Origin of the sequence: Leifsonia xyli subsp. xyli str. CTCB07, from assembly GCF_000007665.1 — a bacterium.
In the GTDB taxonomy this organism is placed as follows: Bacteria; Actinomycetota; Actinomycetes; order Actinomycetales; family Microbacteriaceae; genus Leifsonia; species Leifsonia xyli_C.
Window position 1 is genome coordinate 217,741 of the sequence record NC_006087.1, and the last position, 17,483, is coordinate 235,223.

Annotated in this window: 13 protein-coding genes, 2 tRNA genes and 1 pseudogene; 4 read left to right on the forward strand and 12 right to left on the reverse strand. The window is 67.6% G+C overall.

Annotated elements, in window-relative coordinates; genetic code table 11:
* The first annotated feature begins 148 nt into the window (after positions 1–148).
* From treY to glgX, 3 genes are all read left to right on the forward strand, one after another.
* The gene (gene treY / locus LXX_RS01060) at positions 149–2,455 is read left to right on the forward strand and encodes a malto-oligosyltrehalose synthase (protein ID WP_011185278.1); all 2,307 of its coding nucleotides are present in this window, start codon (positions 149–151) and stop codon (positions 2,453–2,455) included.
* Complete coding sequence (gene treZ / locus LXX_RS01065) at positions 2,452–4,134, forward strand: malto-oligosyltrehalose trehalohydrolase (protein ID WP_011185279.1); 1,683 nt, start codon at positions 2,452–2,454, stop codon at positions 4,132–4,134. The genes treY and treZ overlap by 4 nt, the downstream gene beginning before the upstream one ends.
* 79 nt (positions 4,135–4,213) lie before the next feature.
* Positions 4,214–6,259 (forward strand): glycogen debranching protein GlgX, encoded by a 2,046-nt coding sequence (glgX, locus tag LXX_RS01070; RefSeq protein WP_011185280.1) that lies wholly within the window; start codon positions 4,214–4,216, stop codon positions 6,257–6,259.
* A gap of 122 nt (positions 6,260–6,381) precedes the next feature.
* Here glgX and LXX_RS01075 read toward each other — a convergent pair whose 3' ends face one another.
* The gene (locus LXX_RS01075) at positions 6,382–7,071 is read right to left on the reverse strand and encodes a hypothetical protein (RefSeq protein WP_223227679.1); all 690 of its coding nucleotides are present in this window, start codon (positions 7,069–7,071) and stop codon (positions 6,382–6,384) included.
* Between the two features lie 379 nt (positions 7,072–7,450).
* On the opposite strand from LXX_RS01075, the gene LXX_RS01080 reads away from it, so the two are divergent.
* Complete coding sequence (locus LXX_RS01080) at positions 7,451–8,128, forward strand: phosphatase PAP2 family protein (protein WP_041766934.1); 678 nt, start codon at positions 7,451–7,453, stop codon at positions 8,126–8,128.
* On the opposite strand, the gene LXX_RS13190 is transcribed toward LXX_RS01080, so the two are convergent.
* The 11 genes and pseudogenes from LXX_RS13190 to LXX_RS01120 all read right to left on the reverse strand — a co-directional run bounded on the left by LXX_RS13190 (position 8,040) and on the right by LXX_RS01120 (position 17,481).
* Positions 8,040–8,687, reverse strand: a complete 648-nt coding sequence (locus LXX_RS13190) for a class I SAM-dependent methyltransferase (RefSeq protein ID WP_223227680.1) — start codon at positions 8,685–8,687, stop codon at positions 8,040–8,042. The two genes, LXX_RS01080 and LXX_RS13190, sit on opposite strands and share 89 nt — an antisense overlap.
* Before the next feature lie 60 nt (positions 8,688–8,747).
* A complete protein-coding gene (locus LXX_RS16455; RefSeq protein WP_081423042.1) occupies positions 8,748–9,377 on the reverse strand; it encodes a helix-turn-helix domain-containing protein in 630 nt (209 codons plus the stop codon).
* 226 nt (positions 9,378–9,603) lie between these two features.
* Positions 9,604–10,413, reverse strand: a complete 810-nt coding sequence (gene istB / locus LXX_RS01090; protein ID WP_011185523.1) for an IS21-like element ISLxx1 family helper ATPase IstB — start codon at positions 10,411–10,413, stop codon at positions 9,604–9,606.
* Positions 10,410–11,668 (reverse strand): annotated as a pseudogene (gene istA, locus LXX_RS16460) (IS21 family transposase). Before istA ends, istB begins: the two are co-directional and overlap by 4 nt.
* A gap of 124 nt (positions 11,669–11,792) precedes the next feature.
* Entirely contained in the window at positions 11,793–11,951 is a 159-nt protein-coding gene (locus LXX_RS13975) for a hypothetical protein (RefSeq protein WP_192807307.1), read from the reverse strand.
* A gap of 953 nt (positions 11,952–12,904) precedes the next feature.
* Positions 12,905–13,612 (reverse strand): hypothetical protein, encoded by a 708-nt coding sequence (locus LXX_RS12480; protein ID WP_050737801.1) that lies wholly within the window; start codon positions 13,610–13,612, stop codon positions 12,905–12,907.
* Between the two features lie 195 nt (positions 13,613–13,807).
* Positions 13,808–14,128, reverse strand: coding sequence for a hypothetical protein (locus LXX_RS15095; protein WP_155806750.1), 321 nt, complete (start codon positions 14,126–14,128; stop codon positions 13,808–13,810).
* A gap of 184 nt (positions 14,129–14,312) precedes the next feature.
* Positions 14,313–14,401: transfer RNA gene (locus LXX_RS01105), tRNA-Ser, on the reverse strand.
* Positions 14,402–14,730: 329 nt separating this feature from the next.
* Positions 14,731–14,818: transfer RNA gene (locus LXX_RS01110), tRNA-Ser, on the reverse strand.
* A gap of 33 nt (positions 14,819–14,851) precedes the next feature.
* Positions 14,852–16,096, reverse strand: a complete 1,245-nt coding sequence (locus tag LXX_RS01115) for an MFS transporter (RefSeq protein ID WP_011185286.1) — start codon at positions 16,094–16,096, stop codon at positions 14,852–14,854.
* Between the two features lie 131 nt (positions 16,097–16,227).
* Positions 16,228–17,481 carry an LCP family protein gene (locus tag LXX_RS01120; protein ID WP_011185287.1) on the reverse strand — a complete coding sequence of 418 codons (1,254 nt, stop codon included), beginning with the start codon at positions 17,479–17,481 and terminating at the stop codon, positions 16,228–16,230.
* Positions 17,482–17,483 lie beyond the last annotated feature (2 nt).

The following is a 17,483-nucleotide window of genomic DNA, read 5'->3' on the forward strand; positions in this document are numbered from 1 at the left end:
CATCCTCTCTCTTGCTCGGTGATCGTTCTTCCCCTGGGACGCTCCCACGCGGGCGGGCGCTCTTCCAGCCTGCACACTCTGGGCTGATTTTCAACCCCCCACAGCCTCCTCTTCCGGCCCGCGGACGGGACGAAGAGAATGGAGCACTGTGAGCACCGACCTCCCCCGGAACACCTACCGCCTCCAGATCGCCCCCGAGTTCACGCTCCGGGACGCCGCCCAGGTGCTCGGCCAGCTGGCGCGGCTCGGGGTGGACGGGGTCTATCTGTCGCCGCTGCTGCAAGCCGAACCGGGCTCCGCTCACGGCTACGACGTGACCGATCCGACCCGGGTGGACGCGGAACGCGGCGGACCGGACGGGCTCCACGAGTTCGCAGACGCCGCGCACGCGCGCGGGATCCGCGTGATCGTGGACATCGTCCCCAACCATCTCGGCGTCGCGACGCCGGCGAACACAGCTTGGTGGTGGGACGTCCTGGCGGGCGGTCCGGAAGCCAGGCACGCGGGCTTCTTCGACATCGATTGGGCGTTCGGCGGTGGACGTGTGCGCATCCCGGTGCTGGGCGAGGGAGCGGACGAGCTGGGCACAGTGAGGGTGCAAGGCGGCGAACTGCGGTACGGCGAGCACCGCTTCCCGATCGCGACCGGAACCGAAGGCGGTTCGCCGCGCGAGGTGCATGAGCGGCAGCACTACGAACTCGTCTCCTGGAGACGGGCGGACGCGGAACTGAACTACCGGCGCTTCTTCGCCGTGAACACGTTTGCCGGTGTGCGCGTGGAAGACCCGCGCGTGTTCGAGGAGACTCACCGTGAGATCGGCCGGTGGCTGCGCGAGGGCCTGGTGGACGGGCTGCGCGTCGACCACCCCGACGGGCTGCGCGACCCCGGCGCGTACCTGAAACGGCTGGCGGAACTCGCAGACGGGAAGCCGGTCTGGGTCGAGAAGATCCTGGAAGGCGACGAACGCATTCCGGCCTGGCCGATCAGCGGGACCACCGGGTACGATGCGCTCGGGGCGGTCGACCGGGTGTTCATCGACCCGTCCGGCGAGGAGCCGCTGACCGCGCTCGCGGAGGAGGTGGACGACCGGGAGGAGAGTCGCGACTGGTCCGCGCTCGTCCACCGCCGCAAGCGGTCCGCGGCCGACGGCATCCTGCGTTCGGAGGTGCTGCGGGTGACGCGCGAGCTCACGACGGCCGGGGCGACGGCCGATCCCGGGACGCTGGCGGATGCGGTGGCCGAACTGGCCGCGGCTTTCCCCGTCTACCGCAGCTACCTGCCCTTCGGACTCGGCCATCTGACGGCGGCGCGGGAGGCCGCGACCGCTGCACGACCGGACCTCGCTGAGGCGCTGGACGAAGCCACCGGGCTCCTGAGCCGCGCTCGCTCCGGCCCGGCCGAGCGCTTCCAGCAGACGACCGGGTCGATCATGGCGAAAGGCGTCGAGGACAGCGCGTTCTACCGGGTCTCCCGGCTGGCCTCGCTCACCGAAGTCGGGGCCGACCCCTCCGCGTTCGCGCTGACCGTGGAGGCGTTCCACCGTCTCCAGGCCGAACGGCTCGTGCGCCTCCCGCACTCGCTGACGGCGCTGAGCACGCACGACACCAAGCGCGGCGAGGACACCCGGGCGCGCATCGCGGTGCTCGCGGAGCTGCCGGAGCAGTGGAAGCGCTTCCTGATCGCGGTCCGCGAGCGAGTCGCGATCGGCGACGGCTCGCTGGAGAACCTGCTGTGGCAGTCGATCGTCGGGGCGTGGCCGGCCTCCCGGGAGCGGATGCACGCCTACGCACTGAAAGCAGCGCGCGAGGCGGGAGCGAGCACATCTTGGGCCGATCCAGACGCGGACGTCGAGACGGCGCTCGCCGGGCTGGTGGATGCCGCGTTCGACGACGAGGGGGTCCGCCACGAGGTGCTCGCGATGACCTCCCGGGTGGAGGGACCGGGTGCGATCAACGGACTCGGAGCGAAGCTCGTGCAGCTGACGATGCCCGGCATCCCGGATGTCTACCAGGGCTCGGAGCGCTGGGAACGCTCGCTGGTCGATCCGGACAATCGGCGGCCGGTCGAGTTCGAGGTCTCCGCCGGGCTGCTCGCACGCCTGGACGCTGGCTGGCTGCCGGAGGTCGACTCCTCGGGGGCGACGAAGGTGCTGGTCACCTCGCGCGCGCTGCGGCTGCGCCGCGACCGGCCCGAACTGTTCGCGGAATACTGGCCGGTGGCCGCCGAGGGACCACAAGCAGGGCACCTGCTCGGGTTCGACCGCGGCGGGGCGACGACCCTGGCGACGCGCCTCCCGGCCGGTCTCGAACGCGCCGGCGGCTGGGGGGAGACGACCGTCGAGCTCGGAGACGAACTGCTGCGCGACGAACTGACCGGCCGCGAGCATTGTGGACGGGTCAGGGTCGCGGCGATCCTGTCGCGGTATCCGGTCGCTCTGCTGGCGGTGCCGCGATGAGCGACCGCCGGTTCCCGGTGTGGGCGCCGAGGGCGAACGACGTGGCGGTCGTGGCGCCGGCGCTCGGGACGTTCGCGCTCACCGCCGCCCCCGACGGCTGGTGGCGGCTTCCGGAGCCGCTCGACGCGGGCCCCGAGCCGCTCGACTACGGATTCGTCGTGGACGGGGGCGGCCCGTACCCTGACCCGCGCTCCCGGCGCCAGCCGAATGGAGTACACGCACTCGGCCGCGAGTTCGACCCCGACCCGGTCGAGCCCTGGCCCGGACGCGAGCTGACCGGCGCCGTCCTCTACGAACTGCACATCGGGACCTTCACGCCCGAGGGCACCCTGGACGCGGCCGCCGGACGGCTCGGCCACCTCGTCGATCTCGGCGTGGAAGCGGTCGAACTCCTCCCGGTCAATGCGTACAACGGGCCGTACGGCTGGGGCTACGACGGTGTGTTCTGGTACGCAGTCCACGAGCCGTACGGCGGACCGGAGGCGTACCAGCGCTTCGTCGCAGCCTGCCACCGCCACAGGATCGCCGTGATCCAGGACGTCGTCTACAATCATCTGGGCCCAAGCGGCAACTGCCTGCCCGTCTTCGGCCCCTACCTCAGCGAGGGCCGCACCGCCTGGGGATCGTCGGTCAATCTCGACGGGGCGCTCTCCGACGAGGTCCGGCGTCACATCCTGGACAACGCGGCCTACTGGCTGCGCGACCTGGGCGCGGACGGGTTGCGGCTGGATGCGGTGCATGCCTTCCAGGATTCCCGCGCCGAGCACATCCTGGAAGCGCTCGCCCGGCAGACCGCGGAGTTGCGCGAGGAGACCGGCCGCCCGCTGACGCTCATCGCCGAGAGCGACCTCAACGACCCCCGGCTGATCCGCTCGCGGGCCCGGCACGGGTACGGACTCGACGCGCAGTGGAACGACGATGCGCACCACAGCGTCCATGCGAACCTCACCGGCGAAACCTCCGGCTACTACGTCGATTTCGGGGAGCCGGACGCGCTCGTGAAAGTCTTCGAGGGCGGGTTCTTCCACGACGGGACGTACTCGGCTTTCCGCGAACGCCACCACGGCCGGCCGCTGGACGCCGATCAACCGCACTCGCAGCTGGTCGCCTTCAGCCAGAACCACGACCAGATCGGCAACCGCGCCGCGGGCGACCGGCTCAGCGCGACCCTCGACGACGGACGGCTCGCCGTCGCGGCGGCGCTGACGCTGCTCGGCCCGTTCACACCGATGCTGTTCATGGGCGAGGAATGGGCGGCCGGGACGCCGTGGCCATTCTTCGCCTCGCATCCCGAGCCGGACCTCGCGGAGGCGACCCGCAGCGGACGGATCGCCGAGTTCGCCCGGATGGGCTGGGACCCGACCGCGGTGGCCGACCCGATGGATCCGGCGACCTTCCACGCGGCGATGCTCGACTGGAGCGAGCGCGACAGCGAGCGCGGAGCCCTGATGCTGGACTGGTATCGCGCTCTGACGCGGCTGCGGCGGGCGATACCGGCGGACGCGAGGGCGCGGGACGTGTGGTTCGCGGACGGAGCGTTCTCCTTCGTGCGCGACCGGACGCGGGTGACCGCCAGCCTCAGCGGGGGCGGTCTCTCGCACTCGGACGGGACAGACGCCGTGCTGGCGAGCTTCGGGGACGCGGTGCTGGTGACGCGCACACCCGCCCACCCGGCATAGCGGCCACCAACGACCGTGTCAACGACTTCACGGGGAGACGACCGGCACCGTAATCTGTCGCTCTACCGAACGGAGCCCTGTGACCGACCCCGTATCGTCGCCGTACCCGCTCGGCGTCACCCTTCTCTCCGGCGGCGCGAATGTCGCCGTCTACAGCGAGCGCGCCGACCGCGTCACCGTGTGCGTGTTCGGAGAGGACGGCGCTGAGACGAGAACCGAGCTCACCGACCGCACCGGGCACGTCTTCCACGGCGTTGTGCCCGGTATGGCCACCGGCGCGCGCTACGGGTTGCGCGTCGACGGTCCGTGGGACCCCACCGGTGGTCAGCGCTTCTCCCCCGCCAAGGTGCTGCTGGACCCGCACGCGCGCGCGGTCGTGGGCGCATGGGACCTGAGCCAGGCCGACTTCGGGCACCAGCTTCGGCATCCCCACCGCCGCGATGACACGGACGGTTCGGGTCACGTTGCGCTCGGCGTCGCCACCGGCCCGGGTTTCGATTGGGGCGATGACAGGCCCCCGCGCATCCCGCTGGGAGAGACGGTCATCTACGAAATGCACGTCAAAGGCTTCACCCAGCGGATGCCCGGCGTTCCCGAGGAACTCCGCGGCACGTACGCGGGACTGGCCAACGAGGCCGCGATCGACTACCTCAAGGGGCTCGGCGTCACCGCTGTCGAACTCCTGCCCGTCCACCAGTTCGTGCAAGACTTGCACCTGCTCGAGAAGGGGCTCCGCAACTACTGGGGCTACAACTCGATCGGCTTCTTCGCCCCCCACAACGAGTACGCGGCGACAGGCGCGATCGGGCAGCAGGTCGACGAGTTCAAAGGAATGGTGAAAGCCCTGCACGCCGCGGGCATCGAAGTGATCCTGGATGTCGTGTACAACCACACCGCGGAGGGCAACCACCTCGGCCCGACACTGAGCTTCAAAGGCATCGACAACCCCTCCTACTACCGGCTGGTCGAGGGCGACGAGCGGCACTACTTCGACACCACCGGCACCGGAAACAGTGTCAATGTGAGCCATCCCGCCGCCCTTCAGCTCATCTTGGACTCCCTCCGCTACTGGGTGGAGGAGGTGCATATCGACGGCTTCCGCTTCGACCTCGCCACCGCGCTCACCCGGCAGGGCGGCGACGCCAGCCTGCACAGCGCGTTCCTGACGCTGGTGCAACAGGACCCGACGCTCAAGCCCGTCAAGCTCATCGCCGAGCCGTGGGATGTCGCCGGCTACCAGCTGGGCGGTTTCCCGGCGGACTGGTCGGAATGGAACGGCCGGTTCCGCGACGACGTCCGCGATTTCTGGCGCGGGACGGAGGGGATGCTGGCCACGCTCTCGCAGCGCGTGCTCGGCAGCCCCGACATCTATGAGGACTCCCGCCGCACCCCGCTGTCCAGCGTCAACTTCGTCACCGCGCACGACGGCTTCACGCTCGCCGACCTCACCTCCTACGAGCAGAAGCGCAACGAGGACAACGGCGAAGACAACCAGGACGGCGAATCCGACAACCGCTCAGCCAACTACGGCGCCGAGGGGCCGACGGACGCCCCCGGCATCCTGGCGGTCAGGCTGCGGCAGCGCAAGAACTTCCTCGCTACCGTGCTCCTTTCGGCCGGTGTGCCCATGATCCTCGGCGGCGACGAGATTGGGCGCACGCAGCGGGGCAACAACAACGCCTACTGCCAGGACGGCGAAATCTCCTGGTTCGACTGGGCGGCGGCCGACGAGGAGCTGCGCGCCTTCACCGAGCGCCTCATCCGCCTCCGCCGCGCCGAGCCCGCACTCCGGCCGGAGTGGTATCGGCGGGCGCCGGAAGCGGGCGGGCGGGATGTCGTGCGCATCCTGCGCGCCGACGGCGAACCGTTCGCCGCCGAAGACTGGGAGGAGCCCGACGCCCGCTCGATCGCCTTCGAGCTGCGTCATGAGGGCGCCGACACCTTCCTGCTGCTGCTCAACGCCGCCGCGAACGGTGTGGAGTTCACGCTTCCGGCGACCGTCGACGGGCCCTGGTCGCTCGAACTCTCCAGCGACCCTGGGCTGGAGCTGGGCGACGGCGAGAGCGTCATCGCCGGCGAGATCTCGTTCGCCCTCCTCCGCTCGGCGCTGAGGGAGGGACTCTGACGCGCCACCTCGGGGAGCGGCAGAAGACGGAGGGCGTCGGGGGCGATCCGGATGGGGGTGTCCTCCGTTTCCGACAGAACACAACAGGACGGAGAAACCAGGCAACGGGACCAGGGACGGAGTCAGCGGCCCCAAGACAATGCAGGAGCCTTGACGATCTCGACCGGACGAGTGCTCCAGTGCGCACCGTTCGCATAATGACTCGAAGCCCAGGGCGACGCCCAAATAGCGGCAGCCGTCGCATCCGCGCTCGTCCCGGCCCGCAAACCCGCGGCGATGCCCGGGTAACCGCGTTGCAGGTTCTTCGCACAGTACTCAGCGGCGCTCACAAGGCTGGGATAACTGCCGAGGCCAGCACCGCCGCCGGAACCGTAGCCGTTGTTCAGAGGGTTGTTACGGTTCCACCAGTCCGGCGGCCCGTTCTCCTGCCGCATCCAGCGCAGCATCACGGTCACATTGGCGTCGGTCATCGGCCAGCCACCGAAGACGAGCACCAGCTTCGCCCACGATTCATTCGTGCCGATCTGGACGAGACTCTGAACGCTGTCCGTCGCCCCGAACGACTCCCGGCGCGCGATCGGCGCAGCAAACGTCGCGGCGGTGAAAAGGTACTGGTATTGGTCCTTGTCCTGGCCCTGCGTCACGGACTCGCCCAGAGCCACCGTCGTGGCTGGTTTGGTCTGCAAAGCGGATTCTGTCGGGACGATCGAGAAACCGCAGATGAGCCCGATCACGGCGAGCGTGACACCGATCCTGTGCCGCAGCGGGAACCGGGACGGCTGTGCGTGCAGGGCGACAGGACGGCCCGCCACGCGGCGGCCGCGTCTCCGTGGGGGGGCGGATGCGAGTTGCATACCCGACTGAGGATACCAAAACCGTGAGGGCAAGGAGCCCGGCAGGGAACCGCCGCCTCGGCCGGAAACACACCGGAAGCGCGACAACGACCACGGAGCCGCGCTGCCACACGCGGTGCGCGGCGCTCGCCCCTTCCCTCGCACCGGGACCCGGCCGGCTGGCCCTGGTCGCAAAGCCATCGCCGCCGCCGGTTTCGTCCGCCCCCAACCCACGAACGCCGCAACCCTGACGCCAGCGGCGAGTGTTTTGCGACGGGGACAGCCTGGCTGAGGATTTTCACATACTCACCGAGTGTTTTCCAATCACCCGGCGGGACCCGTCCGATAGCGTCTCCGGGTGCCCAGGCCTTCCGTTGAGTCCGCCCGCCTCCGCACGCCCGCGCACTGGATTGTGTGGACAGCCGTCCTGTTCGCCGTCACATTCGCGCTCGGATTCGCCGCAAAAGCCGTTCCCTCCCTGCGGTTCGGCGATGTGGTCGTCGCCGTGAACGCCGTCTCTTCACCGGTCCTCGACCGGGTGGCGCTCCTGGCCGACCTTCTCGACCGGCCGGCGGTGGCGGTGGGGATCCTCGTGGCGGTCTTCGTCGTCCTTTTCGTCGCCACCGGCTGGCGACGCGCGATGGGAACCTGCGTAGCGACCGGATTCGGCTGGCTGACAACGCTCTTGGTGAAGGCGGTCGTGGCCGAGCCCCGGCCGAGCACAGCGGAGCTGACACACCCGCTGCACATCAGCCCGGCGACCCTCAGCTACCCGAGCGGTCACGTCGTGTTCGCGGTCGCGGTGGTCACCGGGCTCATGCTCGCGTGCCGTCGCACCGTCCCAGCGGTCATGGTCGGGGTGATCGGCGGCGCGATCGCACTCGTGGTGGGCTGGGCACGCCTGTATGCGGGTGTCCACTACCCGACCGATATCGTCGGCGGCTTCCTCAACGGGATCGCCGGGGTGCTGCTGTCCGCCGGGCTCTGGAACCTCCCGTTCGGACGGCGGCAGCCGCGCTCAGCAGCGGAGCAGTAACAGCGGAGCGGTCGCGGCCGTCAGCAGACGGACAGTTCCGCCAGCAGCACCCGGTCGCCACCAGACTCCCAGAACTCGAACCGGTCGACCGCCAGACCGGACGGCCCCGCCATCTCCGCCAGCCCTCCGGAGAATCGAACCGTTCGTGATGGATCGGAAAGGGCTGTCGGCATCCGCCGCCGTGTTTCCGGGCATCCATCGCGGCGAAGGTCGCGGTCACCGCCCGGCCTCCGGGCCGCAGCACGCGCACCCACTCGGCGAGCGCCGCCCCGGGTCGCGAGAAGAGGTGGAGACCGGTCACACAGGTGACGAGGTCCGCGCTGGCATCGGGGAACGGCAGCACAGTCGCGTCCGCTTCGATCAGCTCCGCCGACGGCAGGACGGACCGCGCGACGGCGAGCATCCCCGGCGACAGGTCGACACCGGTCAGCCGCAGCGACGGCGACCGGCTGTGCAGTGCGCGGAGGACGAGGCCCGTCCCTGTCGCAACGTCCAGCACATCGTGGATGCCGCTCAACTCCGCGAAAGCGGCGACCCGCTCGGCGAGGACGGTGTGCATCGAGCTGCGATCGTATTCGGCCGAACGCTCATCGAATCGCGCACGGATGGCCTCCAGATGCTAATTCCTGCGGACAACGCGGTCAAAGAAGACTTCCGCGAGCCGGTGCTTGCGCATGACAGACATCGCCCGCGCGCGTCCGCGGTCGGTGAACCGTAGGCGCCGGTCAGCCTCGATCACGAGCAGATCGTCGCGCTGCATCCGGGACACCGTCTGCTGCACGATGGGTCTGGAATGCCCGAAGCACTCGGCGAGCCGGGCCCGCATCGCGACGGCGCCCTCCTCCTCGAGCTCCAGCACCGCCTTGAGGTCCATCTCGGTCGTGTCGACCAGATCCTCAGGAGCGGCGAGACGCCCCGCACACCTCAGCGATACGGATCGCCACGTGAGAAAGCCCCGCAACCTCCCTGCCCAGAAACGCTCGTGTCCGTTCGGTTCAGGTGCCGCCGATCTCGCGCGAAACCGGGTTCGCGAAGGTCGCCGCGATCGCTCGGTCCTCGTCCGGCGACGTCGTCCCATCGCCGGCCGCGGACTCGAACGCGTGGCCCGCGAGGTGCCGAGTTCCTCCGCGATCTCGCGGACGGAAGCGCCCTGATCGCGCAGCGCAAGAGCCCGCTCGACGTTCATATCGGACAGGGCGCGCAGACGGCCGCCGCTGCGGCCCCGCGCCCTCGCGGCATAGACCCGCACCAGTGTCCGCTCGCGGATCAGGTTGCGCTCGAGATCGTTGAGGGCCGAGATCGTGCGGGTGAGCGCCGCCCCCTCCGGCCCCCCGGTGTCCAGTTAATCGGCGAGGGTCAGCACAGCGACGCCGCGCTGGGCGAGCAGTTCGAGCAGCGAGAGCACTTGTTGATGCCGAGTTGGAATGGACCCTTTTGCGCCGATTTGGGGTGGACCCCTTCTTCGTTGGTTGAGCTTAGTTCTTGTCGGTCTGTTTGATGAGGTCGCGGCGTCCGTGGGTGCGGTAGGAGTCTCCGTTGAGGGTGAGGACTTCGGAGTGGTGGACGAGGCGGTCGATCATCGCTGAAGCGACGACGTCGTCTCCGAAGATCTCGCCCCAGCGGCTGAACGGCAGGTTGCTGGTGACCATGATCGAGCCCTGTTCGTAACGGGACGCGACGAGTTGGAAGAACAGGTTCGCGGAGTCGGTGTCGAAGGGGATGTAGCCGATCTCGTCGATGATGATGAGCTTGTAACGGCGGATCTTCTTCAGTTCGGCTTCGAGCTGTCCCTGGTGGTGAGCGGCCGCGAGGCGGGCGATCCAGTTGTTCGCGGTGTCGAACAAGACACTGTGCCCGGAGTGAGTGGCCTTGACGCCAAGACCGATCGCGAGGTGGGTCTTCCCGATCCCGGGAGGGCCGAGGAGGATCACGTTCTCCGCTTTCACGACGAACGTCGATGTCGCCAGGTGTGCGAGAAGATCCTTGCGCAGCGACGGGAGGTGGTCGAGGTTGAAGTCCTCCAAGGTTTTGATCGCGGGGAAGTGCGCGGTCCGGATTCGCATCGTGGTGCCCGCTGATTCCCGGTCCGCGAGCTGGCGTTCCAGGACCGCGGCGAGGTATTCCTCATGCGCCCAGTTCTCGTCTCTGGCTCGGCCGGCGAGGTCTTCCCAAACCCTCCCGATCGTTGGCGTCTTCAACGCCCGGGCGAGATAGGCAAGCTTCGAGGAGACCTGCTTGCTGGTCTTCGGGATCGGAACGTCGCTCGTGCTGTTCTTGATGGTCATCGTGCTTCTTTCTCGTATTCGGTCGTGGTCGTGGTCGTGAAGTCGATGCCGAACAGGGCGTCGTAGTCCGACAGCGCCCGAATCTGGACGCGGTGCCCATCTGGATGTTCTCTGACCCCGGAAGGTTTCGGGCGTTGGTAGTGAGCGCGGAGCTTCGCGGCCTGTGTGACATGCTCGGGAGCCGTGATCGTTTGCCCTGTCCGCAACGACCGGAGATGCCTGCCGGCGGGTTGCCCGTTGCTGGTGATCTCGACCTCGTCCAGCGACGCCCGAATATCGACGAACCGGCCAATGAACCGGGGACGGAGTAGTCGTTCCCATCGAGGAGGACGTAATAGTCGCGGGCGAGGCGGACCCGGTGGGTGAGCCCAACGGCGGATGGCTTCGCCGGCAGCGCCAGCATCCCCGCCGTGTCAACGTTCGCGAGCTCTGTCGGGCGGGCCGCGATCGAGCGGACCTTCCGCTGATTCGCGCGGGTATCCAACCATCCGGTCAGCTGCTCGTTGAAGTCATCGACGCTCTGAAAGATCCGTCCCGGCAGGAACGAGGTCTCCAAGTCATCTGTTCGCGCGCTCGACAACACCTTTGGTCTCCGGATCTCGTGCGGGCGCGAGCTTGATCCTCGTCGCGAGCGTTCCCGCGAACGTCGCCGCGAGGATGGTGGGCTTCCCGAGACCACCGATCGCGGCTTCCCTGTCCCAGAGCAACGAGCGCGGAACCCCACCGAATCGCTGCAACAGCGACCACATGCCCGAGGTCAGGTCGTCGCCCTGCTTGGACGGGAGCATGACCGCCTCGATCCGACGGGAGAACCCGGACACATCACGAGCACAGGCAAGATCCGGTCCTGCCCGTCGCCGACCGCCACCCGCGTCTCGGGGAACCAGAGATCGCACTGGATCACCTCGCCCGCCGCATAAGAGAGCCGATCCGCCGGGTCCAGACCCAGATAGTCCAGCCGCAGTTCCGCGACACGGTCACGGAACAACGACGACGAGAACGACCATCCCACCCGCTCCGCGATCACCGACGCCGGCATCCGCGGATACTCCACCAGCAGCGCTCTGATCTGCGGCACGAATGGATCAAATTTCGAGCCCCGTGGACCCCGCGACCGGTCCGGAGGATCCTCGCCCCGCAACGCCCGCCGAACCGTGTTCCGCCCGACACCAAGATCACGCGCGATCTGCTTGATCGGGATCTTCTCCGCCCGATGCAACCGCCGGATCTCTGCCCACGTATCCACTGAAATCACCCTCCTAGCCTGGAGCCAGGGGGTCCATTCCAAGTCGGCGCTACGGGGTCCATTCTACTTTGGCGTTAACAGCACGGACGGGGAGGTTCCGCCGAGGCGATCCAGACGCCACACCACCAGCCGGTCACCGCGTCCGAGCGCATCGAGCGAGCTCCGGTCGCCGGGGGCTCGCGGTGTTCAGACTGATGTCCTCGAAGATCGTCCCCGTGCCCTGCTGGCGCAGCAGGTCCAGCTGGAACTCGGCACTGTGCTCCAACGGCCCCACGAAGATGTATCCGAACACGGCCACCCGCGACCACCGCTTCCGCTGTCCTCAAAGTTGTCCGAATCGTAGCACCGCGCTCTGCCGGCTGAGGGGACTGCTACAAGTGTGGGTGACGGTCCGACCTGCCGCCAGTTCCTCCCCCGAGCCGGTCGTTTCGCTGCGGCAGGGATGAGACACCTCACCTCCACACGGAGAAGACCCGGCAGGACGGCGAGCAGGCAACCGAGATCTGATGCCCGGGGAGGGAGAGGAATTGGCGTGGACGAATCGCTGCTGCCTGACTGCACTATGCAGCACAGTGGCGAAGGCTTCTGTCAGTGCGGAGACGGAGGGATTTGAAGCCTCGTCCAAGCCTAGCAACGGTGCGGCCGGCCACCGACTTCGTTGATTTTCCGCCCTTCTCGGCATGTGAACTCCCGCGCGATCCCGAGCAATCTCGTGGTGTCGGATGTGGGCAGAATGTGGGCACGTCTCAAGATGTCTCTGACAGTTCTGCACCCTGCCGAAACATGAGGACGCGAGGAAAGGCGGGTTGCAAGCATCCGCCCACAACCCGCCTTTCGTCTTTCACGGCTCCTTCTTGTCCGTTCGAGATGACCAGCGAATCAGTGCTACCAACCCATAGATCAGCCCAGCTACAACGAGCCCCGCCCCGAGGAAATATCATGTGACCTGCACGGGTGAGGTATAGCCGACTCCAGCAGTCACATCCGTTTCATGAATGCTCGGGAGCTGTATAAGAAGGTCGTGGCGAAGAGAATCGCCCCCACGACAATGCACCCGATTGCGGCCAGTCCATGCGGGAAACGTTTTTTGCTCATCACCAATTACAATGCGAGGAGATCATCCGCGCAAAATCGGATACGGTGCCGCGCTTGACTTCGAGACCCCAGTTACCTGGATCGAAGAAGATCGCGACCTTCCCGAGCGTGTGACATTTGAACTGCTGTTCGTAGGTCGCTTTACGGATCTCAGACCCGATTCGGCTGGAAGCTTCGTCCCACCCAAATAGCAATTGCCTCGGTGACCACACCCATCATCGGGGTGACGTCAATATGCACGGCGCGCGAGTTGCCTGAGCCGGTCCACCACCAGTGGTTGATGAGGTTCACCCCAAGCCAGGGATCGGCAACGACCGGATACGTCACGTTCGGGCGATCGTGCTCAACTACCTGCACGAGCGTATCGCCTCGAATCTCGTAATGAGTGTATACTGCGGCACCATTGGCATCCTTCGCCCAGGCGGGGAGGAAGCCCGCAACCCATCCACCGGTCGCATCCAGGACAGACAGTTCCCGGGGTTCGGCTTGAAGCTTCCCCCCGGCAGGCACCGACACCGGATAGGCATACTCGATGGGAGCCTTGGCCGTCTCGATGATGGTGTTGATCTGGACGCTGCCGTCTTTCTGGACGACTGGGACGATGGTGGAACCGTTGTTGTTGTTGTTGTCGAAGGAGACCACTCCAGCCTTCTCGATGGCCGCATTGTCGGCGCGCCCAGTGTATGGGAGAGCGATTCTCACGCTGCTGGTGCCGCCGTCGAGAGCGATCGGATCCGTGGGGTCGGTGGGGATGGTGATGTCCACACCGGCGATGGTGGCGTCAATGGCGTTTTCACCTGTTGCGGCGGTGGCGACGGACGCGGCGGCGGCAACAGTGTCAGGAGTGGCTGCGGCCACGGTGGCGAGGGCGCCGTTGTCGGCAGATGTGGCTGCGCCGGCAGGTACGGCGCTGGCTCAGGCGAGGGTGAGCGCGAGGCCCATTCCAGCGCCATCGATCCAGCGGGGACGTGTGGATTTCACAGGACATTACTCCCAGTGGGTGCGAAGGGCCGTTGACTGGTGTCTGCTACCCGCCGAGGCGGAGCGATCGTGTCATCGATTCCTATGAGCATGCACAGGTGTGAGACCTGACGTGTTTAGCCAATACTGTCCGAAACAACCGCTATTGTCCATAATTAAGAACGAATTATTAGCAAAACTTAGCGATTCATCCTCCGTTTTGCGCACCGCGCGATGCCCTACGAAGGCGAGCGCGAAACCGGCCATCAGCACGGCAGTCCCCGCTCGACGAAGCCCCGGCTGGCTGGAATCGGAGAGCAGATACCGCCCCTGCCTCACGATGAGCAGACCACAGGCAGCGGAATAGATGTTGACCAGTTGCGTGTAAGCAGCAACAGCGATCCACGTGCCCACATGTCTCCAGCCACTCCGGCCCGTGAAACGCCTTTCGCGACGGCGAGGATCGGGGCGTCGTTGGGGTCGGGGGTGCCCGACTGCATCAAGCAGCTAAATCAAGTGTGGGCAAAGACTGTCTGACTCAACGAGAGAGGCCCCCGGCTTTCCTGTGTTTTCAAGGATTCCGAGGGCTTTTACAGTGCGGAGACGGAGGGATTTGAACCCTCGGTCCCCTTACGGGGACTCCACCTTAGCAGGGTGGTGCACTAGGCCTGACTATGCGACGTCTCCTTGTATCCCTGCCGGGGCAGATACACGTGAGCCATCTTATCGGACGTTTCCACTCGGTTCGGACACGGGTTTCCTCGTCGCGCGAGGCCCGGCCACCGCCCGCGGCTCGTTCCCTCCCGGATGCACCGCCTCCCGCTCGGCCGCGTCGCGGTCCTGATGGGAGGCCGCAGGAGCCGCCGTGCCGCAGATCATCGACGGCGAGCCGGCCGCTCCGGCCCGTCAGGGAGCCTTTCGATCCCATCGTCTCCGATCCGGACGCCGCGATCGTGCCCGGTGGGCTCTCGGCGGAACGCCCGAAACGGTGCGGCGTGGAGCGTCCGATCACCACCTGGCGGAGGGCGTGGGATTCGAACCCACGAGACATTTCTGCCCACCAGTTTTCAAGACTGGCTCCATCGGCCGCTCGGACAGCCCTCCCGGCCGCCGGGGTTCCGGCGTCCTCGCGCAAGTCTAGCGAACCTGGCTGGGGCTTCGGCGTCCGGTGAGGAACCAGTTGGCGGCGGCCGCAGCGAAGACGACCAGGGCGGAGACCGTGGGAGCCAGCAGGGCAGCCTCGGTTACGGCGGCCGGGGCGAGGGCTCCGACCAGGGCGGAGGCCGCTGCTTGGCCGACGACCAGGGCCGAGCCGAGCATGTTCATGACGGTTGCCGAGCGGCCGAGGGGGCTGCGTTCGGCGGCGAAGGCGTACTGGGTGACGAGGGTGGGACCGACGCCGAAGCCGGCGAGGAGGAGCAGGACCAGCATTCCCGGCACGGTCGCTGCGAATGGAAGCGCGATCGTGGCGGCGGCCAGGAGACCGGCGAAGGTCAGCCAGCGAGCACGCAGGCTGAACCGCAGCGGGGCCCAAGCGACGCCGAGAGCGAGGACGGCGGAGCCAACGCCCATGACGCCGTAGATCAGGCCGGCCTGCTCGGGATGCCCGAAGCGGGTGAGAAAAGCAGTGAGGGCGGTGAGAGTCGAGCCGAAGAAGCCCATCCCGAGAACACCGGCGACGACGACGACGAGGAGTGCCGGACAGAACAGCCGGGAGACCGGGGCCTGGCGCACCGCGAGACCCTCTGGCGCAAGGGGGCGTGTCGCTCCGCTGGGGTGGAGGGCGAAGGCAGTCACGAACACGAGTGCCAGCACTGCGGCAGCGATCACGGGCGCGGCCGGGTTCAGGGTCGTGGCGAGCAGGCCGACGATGAACGGGCCGAACACGAACACACTCTCGTCGGCCGCCGATTCGTACGCTATCGTGCCGTTCAGCACCGGCGCGTGCCGATCGGCCGGGAGCATGCGCTCGATGATGCCGACCAGACGGCTCCGCGACATCGGGGAGACCTGCGGGGCGGTCGCACCGATGGCGAACGCCACGGCCAGCAGCGCGACGTCCGGCGCGGGGATGAAGGCAGCCCACGCCATCCCGAGCAGCGCCAGACTGTTCAGGACCCCGGAGACCAGCACCACGCGCCGCTGCCCGATCCGGTCGGCCAGCGCGCCGATGAGTGGCCCGAATAGGGCGGTTCCGATGCCGGCCATCGCCGAGGTCAGGCCGCCGAGAGCGAGCTCACCGCGCGCGGTGACGACCAGGGTAAGCACGCCGACGACTATCATCGCGTACGGCAGCCGGGCCAGCAGGGCGACCGGGAAGTACGACAGGCCGGCGGCCCGGACAAGGGCCGCGGAGCGCTCCTCCGTCTCGATTCTCGTCATCTCGGCTCTTTCTTCCCCGGCGAGCCGGGAGTGTCTCGCGCCGCCCGCCGGGCGAAGCGGCGCGAGGAGACACCCGAAAGGTGCGGAGGGGGAGGCCCGGAGAGCCGTCCTCCCCCTCGTGCAGGAGGAGGCTAGTCCTGGAAGGGCTTGGAGCAGGTGACCTGCGCAGCAGTCTGTCCGTGGACATCGGACGGGAGCTGCACGGAGGCGTCGGCCGCAGCGGTCGAATCGTCGGTCGGGGCTTGTGTGGGGGTCTCGGCCGTCGGCGTCTGCGTGTTGGGGGCGGCCTCCGAGCCGACGCCGGTGTCGCCGGTGAGAGAGACCGGCCGGTCGTTTTGCATCGCGGTCATGAGGGTTTGGGCCGCGTCGGTCGTCGGGGCGACACCGCCCTCCACATAGTGATTCGGGTACTGCACGAACACGACCTTCGAGATGTCGATGCTCTTCAGCGCCATCGCCATGGAGGCGATGGTGGTCACGTTGTTGAGGCTGTCGGAGAGCGTGATGTTGCTCGTCGCCGCTTTCGCCAGGGTGTAGACCTTCACCGGGTTGACGAGGGTGTCCGCGCTCTTGATCTGGCGGACCAGGGCCGAGAGGAACACCTGCTGATTGCTGATGCGGCCGAGGTCGGAACCGTCGCCGACGCCGTGCCGGGTGCGCAGGAACGCGAGCGCCTGAGCGCCCTGGAGCGTATTGTCGCCCGCCTTGACGTTCAGACCCGTGTAGGGGTCGACGATATCGCCGGCGACACAGACGTTCACACCGCCGACCGCGTTCGACATCTCGATCACGCCGTCGAATTCGATAACGCCCGCGTAGCGGATCTGCAGGCCCGTGAGCTTCTCGACGGTGAGCACGGTGCAGGCCAGGCCGCCGTAGCTGAGCGTGTTGTTGATCTTCTGCCGGCTCATGGCGTCGAAGCTGCCGCCCCTGGGGTCGGGGCACGACGGGATGGCGACGAACATGTCGCGGGGGAAGCTGACGACGGTCGCATTCTTGTGGTCCGCGGAGACGTGCAGCAGCATCGTCACATCGTTGAGGTTCTCCCCCCGTTCGCCGTAGGTTTGGTTGCCGCCGCCGGAGTCGCTGCCGGCGAGGAGCACGTTGAACGAGCCGTCCATCGCGCCGAGCTGCGGAGTGACCTCATTGCCCTTCGCATCGACGAGTTTGACCGAAGGCTTGATGCCGCCGACGATGTCCATCGCCGCGTACGCCGCAACGCCGACACCGCTGGCCGCGCCGACGGCGAGCACGGCCGCCAACAGCGCCGCGACGGTCTTGAACGGACTGCGCCGCTTCAGACGACCGTGCCGGGCCATCGAGGGACCGGGCGCTTTCTCCTGCGCCCGCGCCTGGGCACGGGTGGGGGTGGGGGTCTCGTTCATTC